Below are 19,376 nucleotides of genomic sequence, written 5' to 3'. Positions count from 1 at the left end.
GCCGCAACGTGGTGGAACGGTGCTTCAACCGGCTCAAGCAGTGGCGCGGCATCGCGACCAGGTACGACAAGACCGCCCAGTCCTACCAAGCAGCCCTCACCCTCGCGTCGCTCCTGATGTGGGCGTGACACTTTGACGACAACCCCTAGGGGGTGGGGAGGAAACCGGCGACCAGGACGGCGAATTCCTCGGGGTCGAGGATGCGGATGCCCAGTTCCTCGGCCTTGGTGCGCTTGGAGCCGGCCTTCTCGCCCGCCACCACGAGGGTGGTGCGCTTGGACACCGACGACGACGCCTTTCCGCCGGCCCGCTCGATCAGCTCGTTCATCTCGTTCCGGGACAACACCGCGAGGGGGCCGGTCATGGAGCCGGTCACCACGACGGCCTGCCCGGCCAGCGGGCCGCCCGCCGAGTCCTCGACGCCGGTCGCGTCGGTCGCATCCGTCGCAGCGGTCGCGGGCCTTTGCGGTTCGGTGACCTGCGTGCCGACCTGCTGGGCCTGGAGTCTGTCGAGAAGCGGGGCGAGTTCGACGAGTTCGGCCGCGATGACGCGGGCCTTCTCCGTGCCGATGCCGTCGACCCCGGCCAGCGTGTCCGCGTCGGCGGCGCGGATGGCCGCCATCGAGCCGAAGTACGCGGCGATCCGGCGGGACATCGTGCGCCCGGTGCCGCGGACACCGAGGGCGCAGAACACGCGGCTCAACGCGGCCCCGCGGGCGGTCTCGATCGCGGACAGGAGGTTGGCGGCGCTGGTCTCACCCATCCGCTCCAGGCCGAGGAGCTGCTCGCGGGTCAGCGTGAACAGGTCGGCGACGTCCTTGACCAGACCGGCTTCCACCAGCTGGATCGCGCGCGTGCCGCCGAGCCCTTCGATGTCGAGCTGGTCCCGGCCGGCCGCATAGATCACCGAGGCCACGGCCTGACAGCTCCGGCCGCGCACGCACCGCCACCGCTGCTCGGAGGTGTCGATCGCGTCGCCACAGCGGGGGCACGCCTCGGGGAAGACGATCGGGCTCTCGGCGCCGGTGCGCTGGTCGGCCAGCGGTGCCTCGACCCGGGGGATCACGTCACCGGCCCGGTACACGAACACCTGGTCGCCGATCATGAGCCCGCGACGGGTGATGTCGGACGGATTGTGAAGCGTGGCGTAGGTGACCGTCACCCCGTCGATGACCACCGGCTCCAGGACGGCGCGCGGGGCGATGATCCCGGTCCGGCCGACGTTCCACTCCACCGCCAGCAGGCGCGTCACCTTGTGTTCGGCCGCCAGTTTCCGGGCCACCGCCCACCTCGGGGCGCGCGATCCGTTGCCGGCCTGCCGCTGGTCATCGGCCGTGTCGGCTTTGACGACGACACCGTCGATCCCGAACGGCAGGGCTCCGCGCAGACCGGCGATCACGTCGATGCGTTCCTGCACCTGCTCCACGGTCTCGCAGCGCATCGGGGCGGCGGCCGTGCTGGCGGCCGTGTTCGAGCCGAGCGCGGCCAGGGTCTCCAGCAGGGCGAAGTGACCGAGGTCGTCCAGGCCGATCGCGCTGTAGGCGAAGAAGGTCAACTCGATCCGGTAGGGGCGGTCCTTGGCCCGTAGCGTGCCGGCCGCTCCGCTGCGGGGGTGCGCGAAGGCCGTGGCCTCGTGGGCGAGCCGGATCCGGTTGGCCTCCTCGAACTGCGCGGTCGTCAGCAGCACCTCGCCGCGCAATTCGACGTCGATCGGCTCGGTGAGTACCGGCGGCAGACCGAGGACGGCTTCGGCGGCGTGGGTGATGTCCTCACCGGCCGAGCCGTCGCCGCGGGTCAGGACCTGAACGAGCCGGCCACCCCGGTACCGGGCGGCCACCGCGAGGCCGTCGAGCTTCGGCTCCACACACCACCCGGCCACGGGGTGCCCGAGACGCCGTTCCAGCCCTGCGGCCCACTCGGCGAGCTCGTCGGCGTCGAAGACGTTGTCGAGGGAGAGCATCGGCACCGAGTGGGGCACGTCGCCCTGCACGGCCCCGCCCGCCACCTTCCCGGTCGGCGACTCGGCGAGCACCTCGTCCGGGTGGGTCTCCTCGTAGGCCGCGATGGCGCGCAGCAGCCCGTCGTACTCGTCGTCACCGAGCGGGGTGGTCCCGTCGCCGTAGTACGCGGCCGATGCCGCCACGGCGGTGGTCACGGCCTCCACGTAGGCGGCAGGAGAGAGGAGGGCACTGTTTTCGGTCATGAACGTCATCATGCTGCCCGGCACTGACAACGCCACCGCCCGACCCCGCCTGGCCGCGGCAGGCGGCCGACCCGACCGCGGCACCGGGCGGGGACGGCGTCAGCCTGCCGGTCAGCGCCGCCCTCGCGGCCGAACGCCCGGACCGGGACCGGCTCTCGGCGGATCGCCCAGTCACACCTCGTGACCTGCGCAGATGCCGCTCGTCTCGATGTGTGGCGCCCTTCTCACCGGCAGGCCACGAGGGGGTATCTTCGTCCGGTCACGGACGGCAACCGGAACGTCCGCTCAACCCAGGGGAACCAACATGACTGAACTGAACTCGCTGCGGACAAGCCTCGCGTCCGGTGAGCACGAGTTCGCCGACACGTTGGCCTTCGTCGCCGCGCACTACGCCTACCAGCCGCAGGCGTTCCGCAACGGGGACCTGGACAATGCCGCAGGAGAGAACGAAGGTTCCTGCAAGACCCTGGGACTGGCCCTGCTGGAAGGGCTGAGCGACCAAGAGGCGCTGCTGGCATTCGGTGAGCACTACCGCAGCGTGCTGGCGACGCCGAACGGCACGGATCACGCCAACATCCGCAACCTCATGGTCCATGGCCTGGCCGGGGTGAGCTTTGCCGGGGAGCCGTTGACCCGCGAGAACTGAACGGCGGAACGCCCGGCGGCGGCGCGCAGTCGGGCTCGGGCTTGCGACCGGTCATGTCACAGCTGGCCGCCCATAGACGTGCCGCGGTCGTGGTGTCGGCGAGGTTCGCCCAGAGGGGTTCGGCCCTGGGTGTGCCGCGCAGCCCGAACCGTCGGGGGCTCCACATCTGCAGCGGACGTTTCCGCTGCCCCCGACGCTTCGGACCGTACTCAAGGCAGCGATTCCAGCTAGCCGATGGGGACTGGAGGGGCGTCGCAGCAGCAGTCGGTGAGCTGGAGGCAGAGGTCTCTACCCTGAAGGAACGGGGATACTACTGATAAAGGGGCAACGGGTGAACCGGGCAGAGGTTACTGACGTTTTCGTCTTCGCCAAGGGGGACAGTGCGGTTTACATCGATCCCGTCGACGGGGATTTCAAGGCGGGCGATCACGTACGCATCATTCGCAAGGGAATCGAAGCGGCCGAGGCCGTCATTTTCCCGCGCGACGGCAGTGTGAGTGCCGCAGGCGCAACCGGCCGGCGGCCACACGTACTCGTGAAGGGGTTCGCCTGCGTCATCGGGGATGTTATTGAGCGGATTGACCGGCGGAGCACCGACTGAGCCGGCGCACCCGCATTCCGCAATCCGTGAGCGGCCTCAGAGCAACGCCGGCTCCGGACCGCGTTGGACCCGGCTGACCTGTTCCAGCGGCGCGGAGGCCCGGGCGGTGATGGTGCAGAGGCGCTTGGTGGCCCGGGTCAGGGCTACGTACAAGTCCCTCTCCCCACCGGGGCGGGCCGTGATGATCTCCTCGGGGTTCATGACGACGACCCCGTCGAATTCCAGGCCGCGCGCTTCGGACGCCGGCACGATACGTGCGTGGCCGGCGACGCCTCGGGCCGTCAGCTCGCTCACCCTGGCGTCCGCGCAGATCACTCCCAGGAGCTCGCCCGGGTGCGCGGCGCTCTGGGCGCGGAGTTCCCGGACGACGGCGGTGACCAACCCGTCCGGCGGTGCGGTCACGGTACGAGGGGGCTCACCGCTGCGCAGTGACCGTGTGGGCCTCTGGTCCGGAGCGATCCGCGTGAGCAGGTCCCGGACGCTGTCCAGGATCTCCTGCGTGGTGCGGTAGCTGACGGTCAGGTGGTGCAGTTGGAACCGCGGTCCGACGTGGGGGCTCAGAGCTTCCTTCCAGTCGCGTGCGGTCGCTACCGGGCCCGCCTGGGCGAAGTCGCCCACCAGCGTCATCGCCTTCGCCGGGCAGCGGCGGACGATCATCCGCCACTGCATGGCGGTCAGTTCCTGCGCCTCGTCGACGACGACGTGCCCGTACGTCCGCTCGGGCGGCCCGTCTACCAGGCTCGCCGCCTCGTCCAGCAACGGCACGTCGGCATCGGTCCACGGTTCGTCCGGGCCGCGCAGCAGAAGGGACCGCTCCCGCGTGGTCAGGCGGGGCAGGTGCTCGGCGAGAGCTCCGGCGTTCGTCAGGAGCGCCTTGACGAGGTCACCGGGTACCAGCCGCGGCCACAACGCCTCGACCGCTCGGTCGACGCCGGGGTCGTCGAGGAGGTCGGCTCGGATGGCGTCCAGGTCCAGTTCGTGGGCCGGACCCGGGCCGGCCGCACCTTCGGCACGGCGCTGGGCCGCTCCCGTGAACCGGTCGAGGTTGATGCCCGTCGCCCTTTCGGTGTCGGCGTCGATCTGCTCCAGGAGGTCGCCCATGTCTCGTCGCATCGTGTCGGTGACGGCGTCGACGAGGAGCTCCCTGAACACCTGGCGCGCGGGGTTGTGCCCCGGTACGGCTGCCACGGCGGCGTCACGTGCCGTGGCGACTTCCTCGCCGGACAGGTGCACCCGTTCCTGTCCGACCCGCACCGTGAACTCACTGGCGGGGGCTTCGTGGGCTCGCATCAGGCCGGCCAGGGCGTCGGCGAGGTCGGGGCTGCCCTTGAGCCGCGCCGTGTCGAACGGGTCCAACGCGTGCGCGTCCGTGTCCGTGTCCGAGTCCGTGTCCGAGTCCGTGGGTACTCCGGCTCTGGCCAGTTCCCGGCAGGTCGCCAGGACGACGTCGTTCTCTCCTAGCGAGGGAAGGACCTGGGAGATGTAGTCGAGGAACCGGGCGTTCGGCCCCACCACCAGCACACCCTCCTCCGCGGCGCGCGGGAACGCGTACAGGACGTAGGCCGCCCGGTGCAGGGCGACCACCGTCTTGCCGGTGCCGGGACCGCCCTGCACCACGGTCACCCCGCGGTGGGCGGAGCGGACGATCTCGTCCTGCTCGGCCTGCAGCGTCGCGACGGCCGCGTGCATCCTGCCCGTACGCCGGGCCGACAGGGCCTCGGTCAACGGGCCGTCCCCCACGACGTCCTCGTCGGTCGGGGCGGTCCCGTCCAGCAGTTCGTCGCTCACCGAGACGACCGTGCGCTCCTCAAGGCGCAGGTGCCGGCGCCGCCGCAGGTCCATCGGGTGGACGGGTGTCGCCTCGTAGAAGGGCCGCGCCGCGTTCGCGCGCCAGTCCACGAGCAGAGGCAGGTCGTCCTCCTCCGTGTGCAGTCCGATCCGCCCGATGCGCAGGGCCGTGCCATCCGTCCGGTCGATGCGCCCGAAGACCAGGCCCTTCTCGGCGCCCTCCAGCCGGCCGATTTCCTTGGCCAGACGCTCGGCGGCGATTTCCCTCTCGTATGCCTCACCGGCGCTTTCCGCCGGCGCCTTCAGCACACTCGCCCGGTGTACTCGCGCCTCGGAAATCCGCTCGGTGAGCAACTCGTATAAGGAGGACACATAATCCCGCTCCGATTCAACCGCACGCGCGGCGGGATCATTCATCTTCGACAACAGGGGCTCCTTCGATTCGAGCCACACCATACGGTCGAATTTCCCCGAAGGTAAGTCTTGACTTACTTGGCAGGCCATGGCCGCCTTACGGTTCAATTCAGGACGCCTGACCCTATGGAGTCCCCTGCATTCCGCCGCTCCCCCGTTCCGCACACGTACCGGAGGTGTCACGCTTGGGTCTTGCTGCCCAAACAGCTCAGCGCCTGCATGGCCTCGGCCTCGATACGTGAGAGGTCGCCGAGAATTGAGCCGGCCTGGACGAGGAACTGCCCATCTCCCGATTCGCCGGCCCTCGCGATCATTGCCGCTGCTTCCGTCCACAGGGCGGCTGCCTCGGCGTACAGCCCGTGGCCGGTGCGCAGGTGGCTGTCGTCCAGCAGGTCGGCGCATTCGGCGAGGAAGTCACGGTAGAGGTTGCGGAACAGGGCGCCGCCGGTGCCGGCCTTCTCCATCAGCAGAGCGGCCTGGGGCAGGTCTCGCTGTGGATCGTCGGTGCGCTGGAGCCATGCGGGTACCAGCTTGGCGGCCTTCGCGATGCCGCGGTGACCGACGTTGGCGATGGGCGGGTGGAGGAAGGCGTCGGCGCAGGCGGTGATGGCGGGGACGAGCTGTCCGTGCGGGGTGGGCAGGCCTCTCGGGGCGGTGACGGTGAACGACCGGTGCCTGGCGGTCATCGGACCGCGCGCTGCCCTGGCCTGCGCGAGGCTGGTCAGGCTGGTGGATACCGCTCCGCCTTGCGGGTCGGTGTCCACCAGGTAGGCGGCGTGCTCGTCATAGCCGTACATGGCGACGACGTGGCCGCCGAAGTGAACCTTCGAACCAAAGTAGTCCAGGTAGTAGCTGTCGAGCTGGAGTCCGACGGGGTGGCCGGCATCAACGGCGGCCGCCACCCTGTCCCACGCCTTGCGCGGGGACGTGGTCTCCTGGACTTGGAGCTCCAGCCCGATCCGGGTGGTCAGGTTCCTGGTGAGTTCGAAGGGCTTGACCCGTCCCCCGAGGAAGGGGAAGCCCATGTTCTTGCTGTCCCAGTAGATGAAGGACAGACCGGAGCCGAGGCCGAACAGCATGGGCTCGGACAGATCGAGTCCTTGGTGCCGCAGCAGCACCCCCAGGACCGTCGTCTCGCAGTGCTGCGTGCCGCGGGCGTCGATGCCTACTACCTTGGTCATGCCCTGCTCTCCTGGGTGGGGACGATCAGGCGGCGCTCCGTCCGCCAGAACGGACTTTGGCTCAACTCGTGTGGTGCCGGCCCGAAGCCAGGGCGGCGGCAAGCCGCGCCCCCGGGTCGCCGGCGACGTGGTGGGCGGACCTGCCGGCCGGCCAGGTCGAGATTCCGTCGTTCAACCACCGTGGAACCACGTGGAAGTGCAGGTGGGGCACCGACTGCTCCGATCCCGGACCGCTGGCGCTGAGGACGTTCACACCCGAAGCGTTCAAGACGGTACGCGAGACCTCGGCCACGCGCTGGACAAGTGCCGTCACCTCGGCGAGGACCGCGGGCGGGGCATCGAAGACGCCTGCGTAATGGACCGTCGGAACCACCAGCGTGTGACCCGGCGCCAGCGGGTCCAGCGGGGTAAAGGCACAGGCCACCGGCCCACGCGCCACCCAGCTCGCGGTGTCTTCATGGATGAGCTCGCAGAAGATGCAGTCCATACGCCGGACCCTGCCAGAAACGGGATGCTGCCCGCCAACCTGTTCGGGGTCTGGCCGGTGGTTTGCTGTGGACCTGTCACTGCTCCTGGTAAGCTGAACGACCTCGATCCGCAGCCTTGGTTCTGCGTCCACGCGGCACGGCAGAGGCCGTCCGCACCCGGGCCAGGTGCAAGATCCACGCTCACGCGTCGAAAGGTCTTGCTGTGAAAGCGTTCGGGCAGAACGAGCAGAACAATCAGAACAATCAGAACGAGACGGTACCGAAAACCGAAGGCGTCTACCTGCTGACCGCCGTCAGCCCGCGCCGGGACGAAGGCAACAGCCCGACCGGGATGGTCGGCCGGTGCATGGCACGACAACTGCTCACCTCGGGCCGGCAGGTGCGGGTGATCGCCGAGCCGGACCAGTGCGACGGCTGGCCTGACACGGTCGAAGTGGTCGAAGGCTCCATCACCCGGCCGCTGGAGTCCGCCCGAGCCTTCGACGGTATCGAGGCCGTGTTCCTGGCCGGCGCCCATCCGTCCACGGTCCAGGACGCCTTGACCCTGGCGCGGAACGCCGCCGCGAGGAAGATCGTCCTGTTGTCGTCTCATGGACCGGAGTACGAGGAGGCGAATCCGCCGGAGACCTGGTTCTGGCTGGCGATCGAGAAGGCGGTGGAACGCTCGGACATCCCCTGGACGCACATCCGGCCGTCGGCCGTGATGGGCGCCGTCATCGAGGGGACCTACCCGGCGACAGGGTCGGACTGGGCCGACACCGTCCGCGCCGACGGGGTGGTCCGTGAGGCGTTCCTCAACCAGGGCCACTACCCCTTCATCCACGAGGAGGACCTCGCCGCCGTAGCGGCCGCGGCCCTGATCGGCGATGACTACGCCGGGACGGTCATCGAGGCGGTGGGCCCACCGCTGAGCACACGGTCACGCGTACGGAGCATCACCACCGCTCTCGGCCGCGACATCGATACCGTTGAACTGACGCCGGACGAGAGCCGGACGACCTGGCAGGACCTCGGCTGGCCCGTCGGTGCGATCGACGTGACGCTGTACGCCCTTGAAGAGTACGGCGTCCGATTCGCCGAACTCGCTCAGTGGACAGCCGACCAGCAGCCGTCCGTGCAGGACATCACCGGCCGTCCGCTGCGCACCTACGACGACTGGGTGCGCGAGAACATCGACTCATTCCGCTGACCTCGGCACGTCGTGGTATCCGCCCCCGGGGCGCGGACGGCCAGCTCGGCTGAGGGTGCCTCAACCAGCGGCGATCTGATATGAGTTGATCATGAATGCAGAAACTCTTGCCCCGATGGAGCGCCTGCTCGCAGAGCGGGCCTGTGAGCGGCTCGTCGTCGAGTTCGTCCACCGGCTCGACCTCGGGGACCCGTCCTCCGTGGCGGACCTCTTCACGCAGGACGGCACCTGGGAATGGCCCGCCGGCGACCGCCGCATCGTCGGTCACAACGCCCTGCGCACCTACTTCGGCAACCGGCCCGCAGACCGGCTGTCACGCCGTATATGCACCAACATCCTGGTGACCGTGACCTCCGCGGACACCGCCGCCGCCACCACCTACTTCACCACGTACCGCGTCGACGGCTACAGCGGGGGCCTCGTACCGCCGCGGCCCCCGGTTCAGGTGGGGCACTACGAAGACAGGTTCCGCAAGGTGGACGGCACCTGGCTGCTCACCACGCGGACCCTCTTCCTCTCCTTCGCCGGTCCCACGGAACGCCTCGACGGACCCGTCCAGTCATGAGAACGGCCCGCAGTTGACGGGTCCTGCGCCAGAACTGGTCAGCTGCGGTGCCGACGGGATTCGAACCCGCGGACAGAGGGGAGCAGACCCGCCCCGTCTCCGTCAGTCGACGTGAGAGGGGCCTCCCCCACGTCGATCGCATTGGGCCGCTCTGCCACGGCACCGCAACCTGCGGGAAGGCGCGCCGTCCCGTTCGGATCAGAGTAGGGACATCGGCCTCCGGGGACGAGTCCTTATCGGGGACAAGGTCATGACTGAGATCGTTCGTCAGAGCATTACAGTGTGCCGCCATGGACGCTGCTGATCTTGACCGCCGGGCCCGGACCCACTCCGGCTGGATACCTCCGCTCGTCGTCTCCCGTCTCCTCGAGCTCGGTTACGAGGAGGTGGTGGAGCTCCGGGCCGGCCGCGGGGAGTGGTTCTGCGCGCTGGAGTGGGCGCGGCTGCTCGGTGACCGGGGGCGGCAGGAGGAGGCGTTGGAGGTGCTCGCTCCGTACGTCGCCACGGACTGGTGGACGGCCGTCCGGGCTCGGGTGGAGCTGCTGGAGCGCTGGGGGCGGGTGGAGGAGGCGATCGCCCTGGCCCGGCCGTACGCCAGGGGCGGAGGGTTCAAGCTGGAGTTGTTGGCGCGTTTGCTGGCCCGGTACGGACGCCAGGACGAGGCGGTCACGCGGCTGACCGCCGGCATCGAGGACCCGTGCCTCGCCCACGCTCTGGTCGAGCTTTGGGAGGGGGCGGGCCGGGACGAGGACATCGCCGTGCTCCTGGCCGCCCGGACACCGGCCCCCGGGCACCGGTGCGAAGACCCGTGGTGCTGCCCGGGTCTCGACCCCGACACGGCAATCGGCCTGCTCGCCGCCGTCCGTGAGCGCCAGGGCCGCGTCGACGAGGCCATCGCCCTGCTGCGGACCCGGCAGATCACCTCCGTCAACGACCGCGACGAGCTGGCGGAGCTCCTGGCACGGCAGGACCGGATCGAGGAACTCCGTGCGTACGCGGCGTCCGAACCCAACGGGCTCGCCGCACAGCGACTGGCCGAGCTGCTGGAGGAACGCGGCGACGTGGACGGTGCGATCGCCGTGTACCGGCTGCCGGACGACTCTCCGGTGTGCCGGGTTCACGTGGCGTGGGAACTGGCCGGGCTCCTGGCCCGGCACGGCCGGGGCGACGAGGCGATCGAGGTGATGCGCGCGCTCGCGGACTCGGCCGGCGGCGCCGACGAGTGGATCGTCGGCGCACTGTGCACCCTGTACGCCGACCACGGCCGCGCCCTCGACGGCTTGGCGTACCTCGACACCCTCACGACAGCCCGCGGCGGCCGGGAGGAATGGGAGTTCTTCAGGCCGAGGCTGCGTCTCATGGCCGCCGGCGGACTGCTGGACGAGGCGATCGGGCTGGCCCGTGAACGCCCCGAGGGCGACAGCGGGTACGCGGCCTGGACCATCTCGGACCTGCTCGCCGAGACCGGCCGGACCGAGGAGGCCGTCGCCGTCCTGGAACCCCACGGCGCCGACCACCCCACCCTCCTGGCCGGCCACCTCATCGGCCTCGGCCGGATCGAGGAGGCCGTGGCCCTCTTCCCGCAGCGCGCAGGTCAGCCGTTCGTCCCGGTCTGGTCGGGCACCTTCACGGCCGAACCCCCGCTCTGACGCTGGCCTCGGCGTATACGAACGGGGCGCCGACGAATCAGACGGGTTCCGCCCGCATGGAGGAGAAGACCCTGCCCAGCGCGTCGCCACGGTCCCGGAGCGCCCCGTCGGAGAACGCCGCCCGGGCCCGGTCGAGGTCGTCGCGCCTGATGGGGCGGGGCACCTGTGGGGTCAGCCCGATGACCATCGGACGGACCCCCGCCTGCTCGTACGCGGCGAGCTTGTGGTGCCCGTCGAGGAGGTAACCCACCCGGCTTTCGGCGGTGGGGAACAGCACGACCAGCGCCGGCAGGCCGTCCCCGGCGCGGATGCGGTCGCGGTAGCCGCGCACCGCCCTGTGGTCGCGGGGCGGCCACACGTCGGTGGTCACCAGCGCGAGCTCCTCGTCGGCGTACCAGCCCTGGACCTGGAGGGCGCGCGGGTGGACCACCCGCAGGTCGGGCGGAGCGAGCGCGGCCGTCATCACGTACCGCCCGGAGGCGAGCAGCGACGTCAGCGGGCGCAGGCGTTCCGGGTCCGGCGGCCCGGCCCGGCCGGTGCGCGGATCGGGCACGAGGTTGGGGGCGCCGAGCCACTCGGTGAGGTACTTGACCTCGGAGAGCCCGGGGCCGCCCGTGCCCGCGCGGGCTGCCAGCCGGCCCACGCTGCCGCAACCGTCGCCGGCTTCCAGGAACACCGGATCGCCGGCGAGCAGGAGCAGGCTGCCGCCCTCGTCGCCGGTCACTTCGATGACGCCGTGTCCGTCGGGCACGGCGAAGGGCACGGAGGAGGGAGGCGGCGGCGACCGTCGGAGCATGCGCCGATCCTATGGGCGGCCTCCCGTGGCCGCACCGGACGGACCGAACGCCGGACCCCTCACCGCCACCCCGGCGGGGACGCCGTTCCGGCCGACGGAGCCCAGTACGGCCTCCGCGCCATCGACACCGGCCATACCACCACCGGCTGACACACCGTCATATCGTCGGCCGCGACGACGACGCGCAGTTCGTCGGCGGTCGTGTCTCCACCCCGAGGGCACCGGGTCACTCGAGCACTCCGAGGGCGGTGTCCGGACGGCAGTGCGGGCAGGCTGGAATCCCCTCGGCGAGGGCGCGCCGGACCGCCTCCCGGGTCGCGGGCTTACAGCGGCTGCGGGTGTCCCAGCAGCTCCCCGTGTGGACGCGCACGGCGGGGCGGCCGGTCCCGATGCCGTGCTCGACCAGCCACTCCGGCCGCGGCGGCGCCGGCGGCCGCGCGGTGCTGGACGCTTCGCGGCGCTCCTCGGCGGCGATCCAGTCGCGGGTCCGTCGCAGGTCGTTGACCTGGACCTTTTCCAGGAAGCGGAGGAGCTCCAGGCGCGACAGCTGATTTTCGGACACAAGTTCGATTATAGGCCAGGGTGAGGATTCGGAGTCCGATGCCGGTGGCGCGTGCGGTGTGGTGCGGGACGGGTCCCCCCGGCCGGTTCTAGGCTCCGCTCGTGGCGGATGTCGAACTCACCGACGATTTGATCATTCTCCGGAAGCGCGCCGACACGGCGTGGGCGCTGCTGCGGGATGTCCAGGAGCGGCACGGCCGGCCGTCCGCGGAAGGCGGCTGGCCCGCGGAAGCACACGCGGAGTGGGACGAGGCGCGCGTCCAGTGGGGCGAAGCCGCCGACGCCGTCCGGGTCGCCATCGGGGCGTGGGCGGCGGAGAGCGGTCAGCGCCGTATCGACATCGAGGCCCGGCTGACGGGTGAGGTGCGCGGAGGGAAGGATCCCCAGGTCTGGCCGGAGGCCGGATAGCCGCATCGGTGACATCGCTTCCAGGCGGTACGGCGTACCGGTCTGTTTCCTCGGAACAAACCGATCCGGCACTCAGCTGCCCTTCCTCGAAGCGGTACATCCAGTGACAGTCGGTGAGATCGGGACGGCTCGGGGGTGAGCCGTCCCATAGGGCCCACGTCACATACGACCCGGGGTAGTAGGCGCCGAAGGTCCGGTGCGGGCTCCTCCTCCCCGGCTCCGACCTGCACGGATACGTTCCGGCTCGCCGGCGGGCCGGGGGTCCCCGGCTGCGAGGGCGGGTAGTAAGTGGGCTCGTTGCCAGGCGGGTGGGGCATCGGTAGAACTGGATGTGTCGCCGGGCGGCCCGGGTGCTTCACTCACTCGCCGCTGACGAACCCCTCTCCACCGCGTGAGTGGCTCACGCATGCCTCAGGCATGCCGCGACCGCCCTTGTTCCCTGTGGAAGGTTCTCCTGTGTCGAACTCCGTCATCCGCCGCATCGCCGCTTCGAAGAAGACCCTCGCGGGTGCCGTCGTCGCCGTCGGTGTCGCCGGTTCGATGCTCGCCACGGTTCCCGCCCAGGCGGCCCCGACGAGCGCCAAGGCGATCGCCCAGCAGATGATCAAGGACCCGGCGCAGTTCGCGGCGTTCAACAACATCGTTTCCCGTGAGAGCGGCTGGAACCACACCGCCACGAACTCCTCCTCGGGCGCCTACGGCCTGGTCCAGGCCCTGCCCGCCTCGAAGATGTCCTCGGCCGGTTCCGACTGGAAGACCAACCCGGCCACCCAGATCAAGTGGGGCCTGGACTACATGAACTCCCGCTACGGCAGCCCCGTCGGCGCCTGGAACTTCTGGCAGACCCACCACTGGTACTAAGCCACCAGCGGACCCGAGAACACACCGCGAGACGCCCGGCCGGGACACCCCCGCCGGGCGTCTTCGCGTACCCCGGGACGGGCCGCGGATGCCGGTCGTCAGCGCAGGACGGCCCCCGGCGGGGTGACGGTGCCGTTCAGGCACTGGTCGAGGAGGACGTGCATGCGCGGCACGGGGAGGGCCGGATTGGCCGCGGCGCCCTCCGCGGTGCGGGGGTCGGAGAGGAGGGCGTCGAGGGCTTCCGGGGGCAGGCTCGGGTTGGAGGCCGCCGCCCGGCGCACCGACGCGTCGGGGTCCTCCACCGGAGGGTCGGGCAGGGCGGGATCGGCTGCTGCCAGGGCCCGCACCTCGGAATCCGGGTGGTCGATGAGATGAGCCCAGCCGGTACGGGGGAACGCGGGCAGGTCCGCCAGGTGCGAACGGTGGGCTTCGCGGGTGACGAAGACGTCCAGGAGGAGGCTCGGCGGAGCCAGCGGGTGGTGGCAGGCCAGCCGGATCCTCACCTCCTCGTCGTCGTCCTGCGCGAGCGCCTCGACGAGTTCCGCCGACAAGCCCGGCCACCTTGCCGCGACCCGGCGGAGCACCGGCTCCTCGGACACCGCACACGCGGCGAACCAGTCGGGCGACGGCCCGACGTCCGGCTCGACGTGCGACCTGGTGTACGGCCCGCCGGACGGGCAGATGCAGTCAGGACCGTGCCCGAGGACCTGATCGATCGCCCAGTACTCCGCCCAGGTACGGGGGAAGGGGTGGAGGCGCGCGCACAACCGCACGTACTCGTCCGGGTCCTGCGTCAACTCCGCCATCAGGTCCGGTTCCACGTCGGGCCGGGCGGCGACCGCCGCGCGGATCTCCGCTTCGGGGTGGCGGGCGAGACGGGCGAGGGCGTAGGCGGGGATGTGCGGGTTCCGGGCCATGGGGAGCACCGTGCCGTCCGTGAAGCACTGCTCGACGAGCGCGGGGGACAGAGCACACGTGTCGAGCATGTACCGGTAGCGCGGGCCGAAGGACGGCAGCTTGGCCTCCACCCGTTCCGGGTCCAGCCGCCAGTTCCTGTCGTGCGCCTCTTCACGGACCGCGGGGTCCGGATCGTCGAGCAGCCCCGCCCGCTGCGCCGGGGTGAGCGACTCCCACCGCCACGTCGCCCGTATCCGGAGTTCGGGGTTCTCGCTGCCGGCCATGGAGCGGAAGAAGGAGAGCGGGATCTGCCGGGACGAGTCGAGCCCCGCGATGATCTCGTCCACGGTGACCCGGCCGTCCACGCTCGCGTCCTGGGCGGTCAGGAGGGTCACGAGGACGTCGTCCGGCAGCGGTCGGACCCATCGGACGTAGTGACGGGGATAGGGGCCGGAGGCGAGCCATGCGCGGACGACCCCCGACGGGTCCGTCGCCAAGGGCGCGAGCCGCGCCGGGTCGACGTACCGGTTGCGGGCGAGCTCGCGGCGGACGACTCCGTCCGGATGGTGCAGAGCGGCATCGACGACGGCGTCAGGCAGGTCACGACCCCCGCACATCAACAGACCGGCGTCACCGGCAGCCGATCGGTCCAACAGGCGTACCAGTACGTCGGAGGGCGCCGCCCGGTTGAAGGCGATGCCGCGCAGCCACAGTTCACGCAGAGAGTCGGACACCGTGCCATCCTGCCACCTCACCTCCTGAACCCGGCGGCCCGGGCGGCCGGGCGCAGACCCGCAGCCCCGCAGGCAGCGGCAACAGGGGGCGTTCGACACACGGCTGGGCCCCGACCCGGGGGGAGGGGGTCGGGGCCCAGCCGGCTTGTGGAGGGGGCGCGTTGGCCCCTCGGTCCGTCAGATCAGCGACGGAAGGCGTCCTTGACGTCTTCCTTGGCGTGACGCACCTTGCCCTTGGCCTGGTCGGCCCGCCCCTCGGCGGTCATGCGCTCGTTGCCCACGGCCCGTCCGACGGTCTCCTCGACCTTGCCCTTGGCCTGCTCCGCGTGCGCCTTGCTCTTCTCCGTGCCCGACATCGGGACCTCCTCGTGTAGTACCGGTTTGGTCGTGTCGCTCTCCTGCTCCCGATCGCGGCCCGCAAACCCCCTGTCTTCAGCCCGCTTTCCGGGTGTCGTGGGAACGGCCGAGGGACGGGGTGGGTGCCGAGCGTGCCCCTGGGTGCCTTCCTCGGAAACGGTGCTGACACCGTAGGAGTCGTGAGAGCAGAAGGAGCGGCACCAGAACCGGAAACCTCCGTGCGCAGTGGGTTCACTTCTCTGGGTGAGGTGGCGTGCCGCTATCAGGCGGACGAGCTGCGCCCGGAGGATCTGCCGATGATCGCTGCTGAGGCGCTGGCAGCCGGACTGGACACCCCGACGCTGTGCGAGCTGGCCGGCTGGCCCCGCAACACCGACGCCCGCGACATTCGCGACGCGTTCGAGCAAGCACTTGCCGAGTCGGGGATCGAGTTGCCGGACAGGGATCTGGCACGGCGCCACGCCCTGCGCCGGCTGGCGGCGAGGCTCGTCGACGGAGAGGCAACTCCCGCTGACCTGGCGACGACGACTGGTGCGAGACGGAGGCCGAGACCGCGGCTGAGCAAGCGCTCGTGGCGCTGATCCCGCCATGTGATTGCTGTATCGAGTACACGTTGGGTCTTGACCAGCAGACGTGGGCGGCGCAGCTACGGAACGCCGCCCTCGCCCTGACCCTGTCTCCGCCGATCCGCCCCGGATGCTGAGCTGGAGTGATCCCGCGCTTCCGGGCGGCGTGAGCCTACGGGGTGAGGTCCAGGACGCGGACCGGCTGCCCTTCCCAGCGCTTCGGCGCGGTCGTGGCGACGATCGCGCCGTCGGGCCGGTCGGCCGTCGGCTGTGCGGCGTGCCGACTGTGGGCGGCGGCCCAGGTCTCCTGCTGGGCGACCGCAAGCGCCGCCGGCAGGTCCAGGTCCAGAACGGTGATGCCCGGCAGGGCGGCGAGGTGCTCCGCGGTACCGGGCCGGGCCCGGTCGGCTTCCACGAGCGCGCACGACGGCGCGTACAGGAACCAGCCCGTCTCGGCGTGCGCACGGTGGATCAGCCGCGAGGCCAGCACGTTCCCCTGCCCGGCCGCCGCCATCGCCGTCTCGTCCAGCACGATGTGCATCGCCTCGCTCACGGGCGCTGCACCTGCGCAAGCCGCCGGTCCAGCTCGTCATCGAGCTCGTGCTGCTCGTCCGGAGTCGGCGCGTACCCGTTCCAGGCCCGCAGCGCGGCCTGCGCCTTCTCCGCGCGCTCGGCGCGCTCGGCCGGCGTCAGCATCGTCTCGGCCAACCTGGCCAGATAGGCGCGCAGGGACAAGCCCTCGGCGGCCGCGATCGCGGCAAGGCGGTCCCTGGCTTCCTCGGGGATCCTCACGTTGGCATCGGACATCGTCGTGCTCCTTCCCATCCCCTCAGGGTACGGGTACGTACCCGTACCCGCCACGTGGGACCGGGCCGCCGACTGCCCAGTAGCCCCGCCGACTCCCCCGGCAACGCGGCGGCCACCGCAGGCGGGGGTGCGGAAACGGGCGAATGCGGTCACTCCTGGCAGCAGCTCCGCCCTTGTTCGGGGCCGGTGGTCGGGGCTCCATCCACTCCCACGCCGCCTCCGTCAACTCACCTCAACCTGCCACAAGATCAATCTTGCAGACCAGGCCTTAGCATGGGCACGCCATCCCCCGTGCCGTGTCCAGCCGACGGAAGACACCCATGCGCCTCCAGCGGATATCCGCCGCGACCGCGGCCCTCGCCGCGCTCACCACCCTCGCCACCGCCTGCGAGGACTCCCCCAAGCCGGGCCCGCCCGCCGCGAGCCCCTCCGCGAGCCCCTCCGCGAGCGCTGGGGGCGCTGCCCCCGACTCCCCCACGGCCGCCGGCGCCGGCGCCGCGCCCGCCACGTTGGCCGGGGCGCAGGCCCACGTACAGCAGTACACGTCCTGCGAGAACCTCAGCACCGACCCGAACGACAGCCGGGTGCCGCTGAGCGGGTTCATCGGTGCCGGGGACTGGGGCATCACGGAGCGCGGCGTCTGCACCGACAAGAAGGCGCAGGGCGAGATCGTCCTCTTCCTGACCCCGGACATGAAGGCCTTCCAGCAGGCCGCCAAGGACCACGCCGCGAAGCTGCTCGCCGAGGGCCGGTACGACACCGACCTCGCCAGCCGCACGGTCGTGGGCAAGACCTTCGCCCTGACCGCGCTCAAGACCGCCACCGCCGTGTCCCTGGTCGACCCGCCCAACTCCGACCTGCGCATCCTGAGCTGCAACCCCGACGTCTTCGTCCCGGAGGGGTTCAAGAAGGAGAAGGCCCTGGTCGAGGGCTGCTTCCTCACCGACTACGTCAACAGCCCCGACGGCCAGGGCAGCCCCCACCGCGGGGCGGTCCGCGACCCCTCCACCGAGGGAGCCGCGAAGCCGGGCCAGCCGTCCACCGGCAGCCTGGGCCTGCCGAGCGCCGGCAGCATCGCCGAGCTGAAGAAGCTCGTCAGCCCGCACACGGTCGACTGCACGAGCATGACGGTCACCGACGAGCAGGTACGGTCGATCGACTACATGCCGGTCGTCGACGGCCCCGCGAGCGCTTGGGGCGTCAAGCAGCGAGCGGTCTGCGGCCAGCTCGGCGGGGAGCAGCGCGCGCACAACCTGAACTGGCTGGACACCGTCTCCGACATGAAGACCCTCCAGACCAAGGCCAAGGCGGCGCAGCTGGCCGACCTGAAGGACGACGGGCGTCTCAAGGCCACTGCGAGCAAGCTGCTGGTCGGCACGAACATCGCCGTGGAGTCCAACAACGCGAACGTCCGCCGCGGGCTGTACCAGCTCCAGTTCCTGTACCTGAACTGCGAGACCGGCTTCACCGCGCCGGCCGGCTACCGGCTGGAGAAGTCCCAGGTCGAGGGCTGCATCCTGACCAACTACGAGCGCCCGAGCTGACACACGGCCCTCCGGGGCGTGCGCGGCGCGCCCCGGAGGGTACCGACTGAGGTGTTCCGCCATCCGCGCACCAGAAGCACCAGCAGCGGGCTCCGCCGACGACCCACCACCCTGCCGCGCTACTCCTGGCAGACTGACCCTCGATCATGAACCGAAGGGAATTACCTGATGATGTCATTGCGTGCCTACCTCGCCAGCTACGCGGACGGTGAGGTCACTCGGGCCGAGATGATCGAGACTGTCGCGGCATGGCCGCTGGAGGAGACCGACTTCGATCCGGCCCACACCCTGCCGACCCACCAGGACAACACCCCTGACGTGTTGGCCATTGCCCTCCTCAACGGGCAGATCGCCGATGCCGACTACCAGGAGATCACCCTGCGTCGCCAGCGGTCCTGACCACGCCGCGACTGCGGCGAGGTGGGAGAGGCCGGCGGGCCATCCTGGAAGAGGCGAAGGGCAAGTGTGCGGACCTGCCGCGCGGAGCGAAGGCTGTGCTGCTGACGTCGGGACCGCCGGGGGCCAGCAATGGAGGGGCCCCGAATCTGCTGCGCGCACGCCAGGGGGACGGAACGGACCTCGGTCAGGCCGCTTATGTCCTGCCGCTCTGTGATCGCCGACAGACGTTGGCTGCCTCTGGGTATCGACAGGCCAGCAGTGGCACAACCGCGTGCGGCAGGTCGGTTGCACCTCGGAGAATGGTGCACGTGGTCCACCGAATCGAAGCGCCCAGTCCCGACGATGCCGCAGCCGTGGGCCGTATGCAGCTCAGGGCCTGGCTCCAGACCTACGTGACCCTCGGACCGATGTATCTGCTGAACGAAGTCCAAGGCCATGGCATCGGCGGTCAGCTGATGGGTGAGTTCTTCCTATGGGCGGACGGTGCTCCCCTGCACCTGTGGGTGACCGAGTACAACGGGAGAGCGATCCGGTTCTACGAGCGCCACGGGTTCCAGCTCACGGGCGAGCGTGCACTGTGGCGAGACAGGTTGCCCAACGTGCGTATGGCGCGCGGTCCCATGCAGCACCCTCGGATCGCATGAGACGCGGGCGATGCGCAACGTGATCGACCACAAACTTGAGCCAGAACCCGAGAAAGAGCGGCACTGTGCCGCGAGGGG

21 protein-coding genes, 1 tRNA gene and 1 pseudogene are annotated in these 19,376 nt (G+C 70.5%); 12 read left to right on the top strand and 11 right to left on the bottom strand.

Translation table 11 applies throughout. The annotated features are described in order from the left end of the window. Nucleotides 1–128: pseudogene (locus ABZZ17_RS19940) on the top strand (IS5/IS1182 family transposase); the annotation flags it as partial. A gap of 17 nt (nucleotides 129–145) precedes the next feature. Here the strand turns inward: ABZZ17_RS19940 and ligA are convergent. Continuing rightward, on the bottom strand, nucleotides 146–2,212 hold the full coding sequence (gene ligA, locus ABZZ17_RS19935) for an NAD-dependent DNA ligase LigA (protein ID WP_356877620.1): 2,067 nt from the start codon (nucleotides 2,210–2,212) through the stop codon (nucleotides 146–148). Nucleotides 2,213–2,507: 295 nt separating this feature from the next. On the opposite strand from ligA, the gene ABZZ17_RS19930 reads away from it, so the two are divergent. Together ABZZ17_RS19930 and ABZZ17_RS19925 are read left to right on the top strand one after the other, a co-directional pair. Further along, nucleotides 2,508–2,849, top strand: coding sequence for a HopJ type III effector protein (locus ABZZ17_RS19930; RefSeq protein WP_356877615.1), 342 nt, complete (start codon nucleotides 2,508–2,510; stop codon nucleotides 2,847–2,849). A gap of 331 nt (nucleotides 2,850–3,180) precedes the next feature. Further along, on the top strand, nucleotides 3,181–3,450 hold the full coding sequence (locus tag ABZZ17_RS19925) for a hypothetical protein (protein WP_356877614.1): 270 nt from the start codon (nucleotides 3,181–3,183) through the stop codon (nucleotides 3,448–3,450). 36 nt (nucleotides 3,451–3,486) lie between these two features. On the opposite strand, the gene ABZZ17_RS19920 is transcribed toward ABZZ17_RS19925, so the two are convergent. The 3 genes from ABZZ17_RS19920 to ABZZ17_RS19910 form a co-directional block, all read right to left on the bottom strand. Continuing rightward, nucleotides 3,487–5,610: an ATP-dependent DNA helicase gene (locus tag ABZZ17_RS19920; RefSeq protein ID WP_356877613.1), complete on the bottom strand. Its 2,124-nt coding sequence runs from the start codon at nucleotides 5,608–5,610 to the stop codon at nucleotides 3,487–3,489. A 221-nt stretch (nucleotides 5,611–5,831) separates the two neighbouring features. After that, a complete protein-coding gene (locus ABZZ17_RS19915) occupies nucleotides 5,832–6,833 on the bottom strand; it encodes a BtrH N-terminal domain-containing protein (protein WP_356877612.1) in 1,002 nt (333 codons plus the stop codon). A 61-nt stretch (nucleotides 6,834–6,894) separates the two neighbouring features. Next, nucleotides 6,895–7,320, bottom strand: coding sequence for an HIT domain-containing protein (locus ABZZ17_RS19910; protein WP_356877611.1), 426 nt, complete (start codon nucleotides 7,318–7,320; stop codon nucleotides 6,895–6,897). 116 nt (nucleotides 7,321–7,436) lie between these two features. On the opposite strand from ABZZ17_RS19910, the gene ABZZ17_RS19905 reads away from it, so the two are divergent. Both ABZZ17_RS19905 and ABZZ17_RS19900 read left to right on the top strand, forming a co-directional pair. Beyond that, nucleotides 7,437–8,510 (top strand): NAD(P)H-binding protein, encoded by a 1,074-nt coding sequence (locus ABZZ17_RS19905; RefSeq protein ID WP_356877610.1) that lies wholly within the window; start codon nucleotides 7,437–7,439, stop codon nucleotides 8,508–8,510. A gap of 91 nt (nucleotides 8,511–8,601) precedes the next feature. Continuing rightward, entirely contained in the window at nucleotides 8,602–9,075 is a 474-nt protein-coding gene (locus ABZZ17_RS19900; RefSeq protein WP_356877609.1) for a nuclear transport factor 2 family protein, read from the top strand. A 45-nt stretch (nucleotides 9,076–9,120) separates the two neighbouring features. Here ABZZ17_RS19900 and ABZZ17_RS19895 read toward each other — a convergent pair. Then, nucleotides 9,121–9,239 (bottom strand) — tRNA-OTHER (locus ABZZ17_RS19895). 126 nt (nucleotides 9,240–9,365) lie between these two features. Here ABZZ17_RS19895 and ABZZ17_RS19890 point away from each other — a divergent pair. Continuing rightward, nucleotides 9,366–10,724, top strand: coding sequence for a hypothetical protein (locus ABZZ17_RS19890; protein ID WP_356877608.1), 1,359 nt, complete (start codon nucleotides 9,366–9,368; stop codon nucleotides 10,722–10,724). A 37-nt stretch (nucleotides 10,725–10,761) separates the two neighbouring features. Here the strand turns inward: ABZZ17_RS19890 and ABZZ17_RS19885 are convergent, their stop codons facing one another. After that, nucleotides 10,762–11,520: a hypothetical protein gene (locus ABZZ17_RS19885; protein ID WP_356877607.1), complete on the bottom strand. Its 759-nt coding sequence runs from the start codon at nucleotides 11,518–11,520 to the stop codon at nucleotides 10,762–10,764. 226 nt (nucleotides 11,521–11,746) lie between these two features. Then, complete coding sequence (locus tag ABZZ17_RS19880; protein WP_356877606.1) at nucleotides 11,747–12,082, bottom strand: DUF6233 domain-containing protein; 336 nt, start codon at nucleotides 12,080–12,082, stop codon at nucleotides 11,747–11,749. Nucleotides 12,083–12,183: 101 nt separating this feature from the next. Between ABZZ17_RS19880 and ABZZ17_RS19875 the strand changes: the two genes are divergently transcribed. Beyond that, nucleotides 12,184–12,489, top strand: a complete 306-nt coding sequence (locus ABZZ17_RS19875; RefSeq protein WP_356877605.1) for a hypothetical protein — start codon at nucleotides 12,184–12,186, stop codon at nucleotides 12,487–12,489. A 456-nt stretch (nucleotides 12,490–12,945) separates the two neighbouring features. Further along, on the top strand, nucleotides 12,946–13,350 hold the full coding sequence (locus ABZZ17_RS19870; RefSeq protein ID WP_356877604.1) for a transglycosylase SLT domain-containing protein: 405 nt from the start codon (nucleotides 12,946–12,948) through the stop codon (nucleotides 13,348–13,350). A 98-nt stretch (nucleotides 13,351–13,448) separates the two neighbouring features. Here the strand turns inward: ABZZ17_RS19870 and ABZZ17_RS19865 are convergent, their stop codons facing one another. Then, nucleotides 13,449–14,981: a hypothetical protein gene (locus ABZZ17_RS19865; protein WP_356877603.1), complete on the bottom strand. Its 1,533-nt coding sequence runs from the start codon at nucleotides 14,979–14,981 to the stop codon at nucleotides 13,449–13,451. Nucleotides 14,982–15,163: 182 nt separating this feature from the next. Beyond that, entirely contained in the window at nucleotides 15,164–15,337 is a 174-nt protein-coding gene (locus tag ABZZ17_RS19860) for a CsbD family protein (protein ID WP_356877602.1), read from the bottom strand. A 180-nt stretch (nucleotides 15,338–15,517) separates the two neighbouring features. Between ABZZ17_RS19860 and ABZZ17_RS19855 the strand changes: the two genes are divergently transcribed. Further along, entirely contained in the window at nucleotides 15,518–15,919 is a 402-nt protein-coding gene (locus tag ABZZ17_RS19855; RefSeq protein ID WP_356877601.1) for a hypothetical protein, read from the top strand. A 157-nt stretch (nucleotides 15,920–16,076) separates the two neighbouring features. Here ABZZ17_RS19855 and ABZZ17_RS19850 read toward each other — a convergent pair whose 3' ends face one another. Beyond that, on the bottom strand, nucleotides 16,077–16,457 hold the full coding sequence (locus tag ABZZ17_RS19850; RefSeq protein ID WP_356877600.1) for a hypothetical protein: 381 nt from the start codon (nucleotides 16,455–16,457) through the stop codon (nucleotides 16,077–16,079). Next, nucleotides 16,454–16,711, bottom strand: coding sequence for a hypothetical protein (locus tag ABZZ17_RS19845; protein ID WP_356877599.1), 258 nt, complete (start codon nucleotides 16,709–16,711; stop codon nucleotides 16,454–16,456). The genes ABZZ17_RS19850 and ABZZ17_RS19845 overlap by 4 nt, the downstream gene beginning before the upstream one ends. 320 nt (nucleotides 16,712–17,031) lie before the next feature. Between ABZZ17_RS19845 and ABZZ17_RS19840 the strand changes: the two genes are divergently transcribed. The 3 genes from ABZZ17_RS19840 (at nucleotide 17,032) to ABZZ17_RS19830 (ending at nucleotide 19,298) form a co-directional block, all read left to right on the top strand. Next, nucleotides 17,032–18,255 carry a hypothetical protein gene (locus ABZZ17_RS19840; RefSeq protein WP_356877598.1) on the top strand — a complete coding sequence of 408 codons (1,224 nt, stop codon included), beginning with the start codon at nucleotides 17,032–17,034 and terminating at the stop codon, nucleotides 18,253–18,255. A gap of 168 nt (nucleotides 18,256–18,423) precedes the next feature. Continuing rightward, a complete protein-coding gene (locus ABZZ17_RS19835) occupies nucleotides 18,424–18,654 on the top strand; it encodes a hypothetical protein (RefSeq protein ID WP_356877597.1) in 231 nt (76 codons plus the stop codon). Nucleotides 18,655–18,953: 299 nt separating this feature from the next. Continuing rightward, nucleotides 18,954–19,298, top strand: a complete 345-nt coding sequence (locus tag ABZZ17_RS19830) for a GNAT family N-acetyltransferase (RefSeq protein WP_356877596.1) — start codon at nucleotides 18,954–18,956, stop codon at nucleotides 19,296–19,298. Nucleotides 19,299–19,376: the final 78 nt, after the last annotated feature.

Origin of the sequence: Streptomyces sp. NPDC006512 (assembly GCF_040611935.1) — a bacterium.
Taxonomy (GTDB): domain Bacteria; phylum Actinomycetota; class Actinomycetes; order Streptomycetales; family Streptomycetaceae; genus Streptomyces.
Note: the sequence above shows the minus strand (reverse complement) of the source record. Positions and strands in the feature narration are given on the sequence as shown.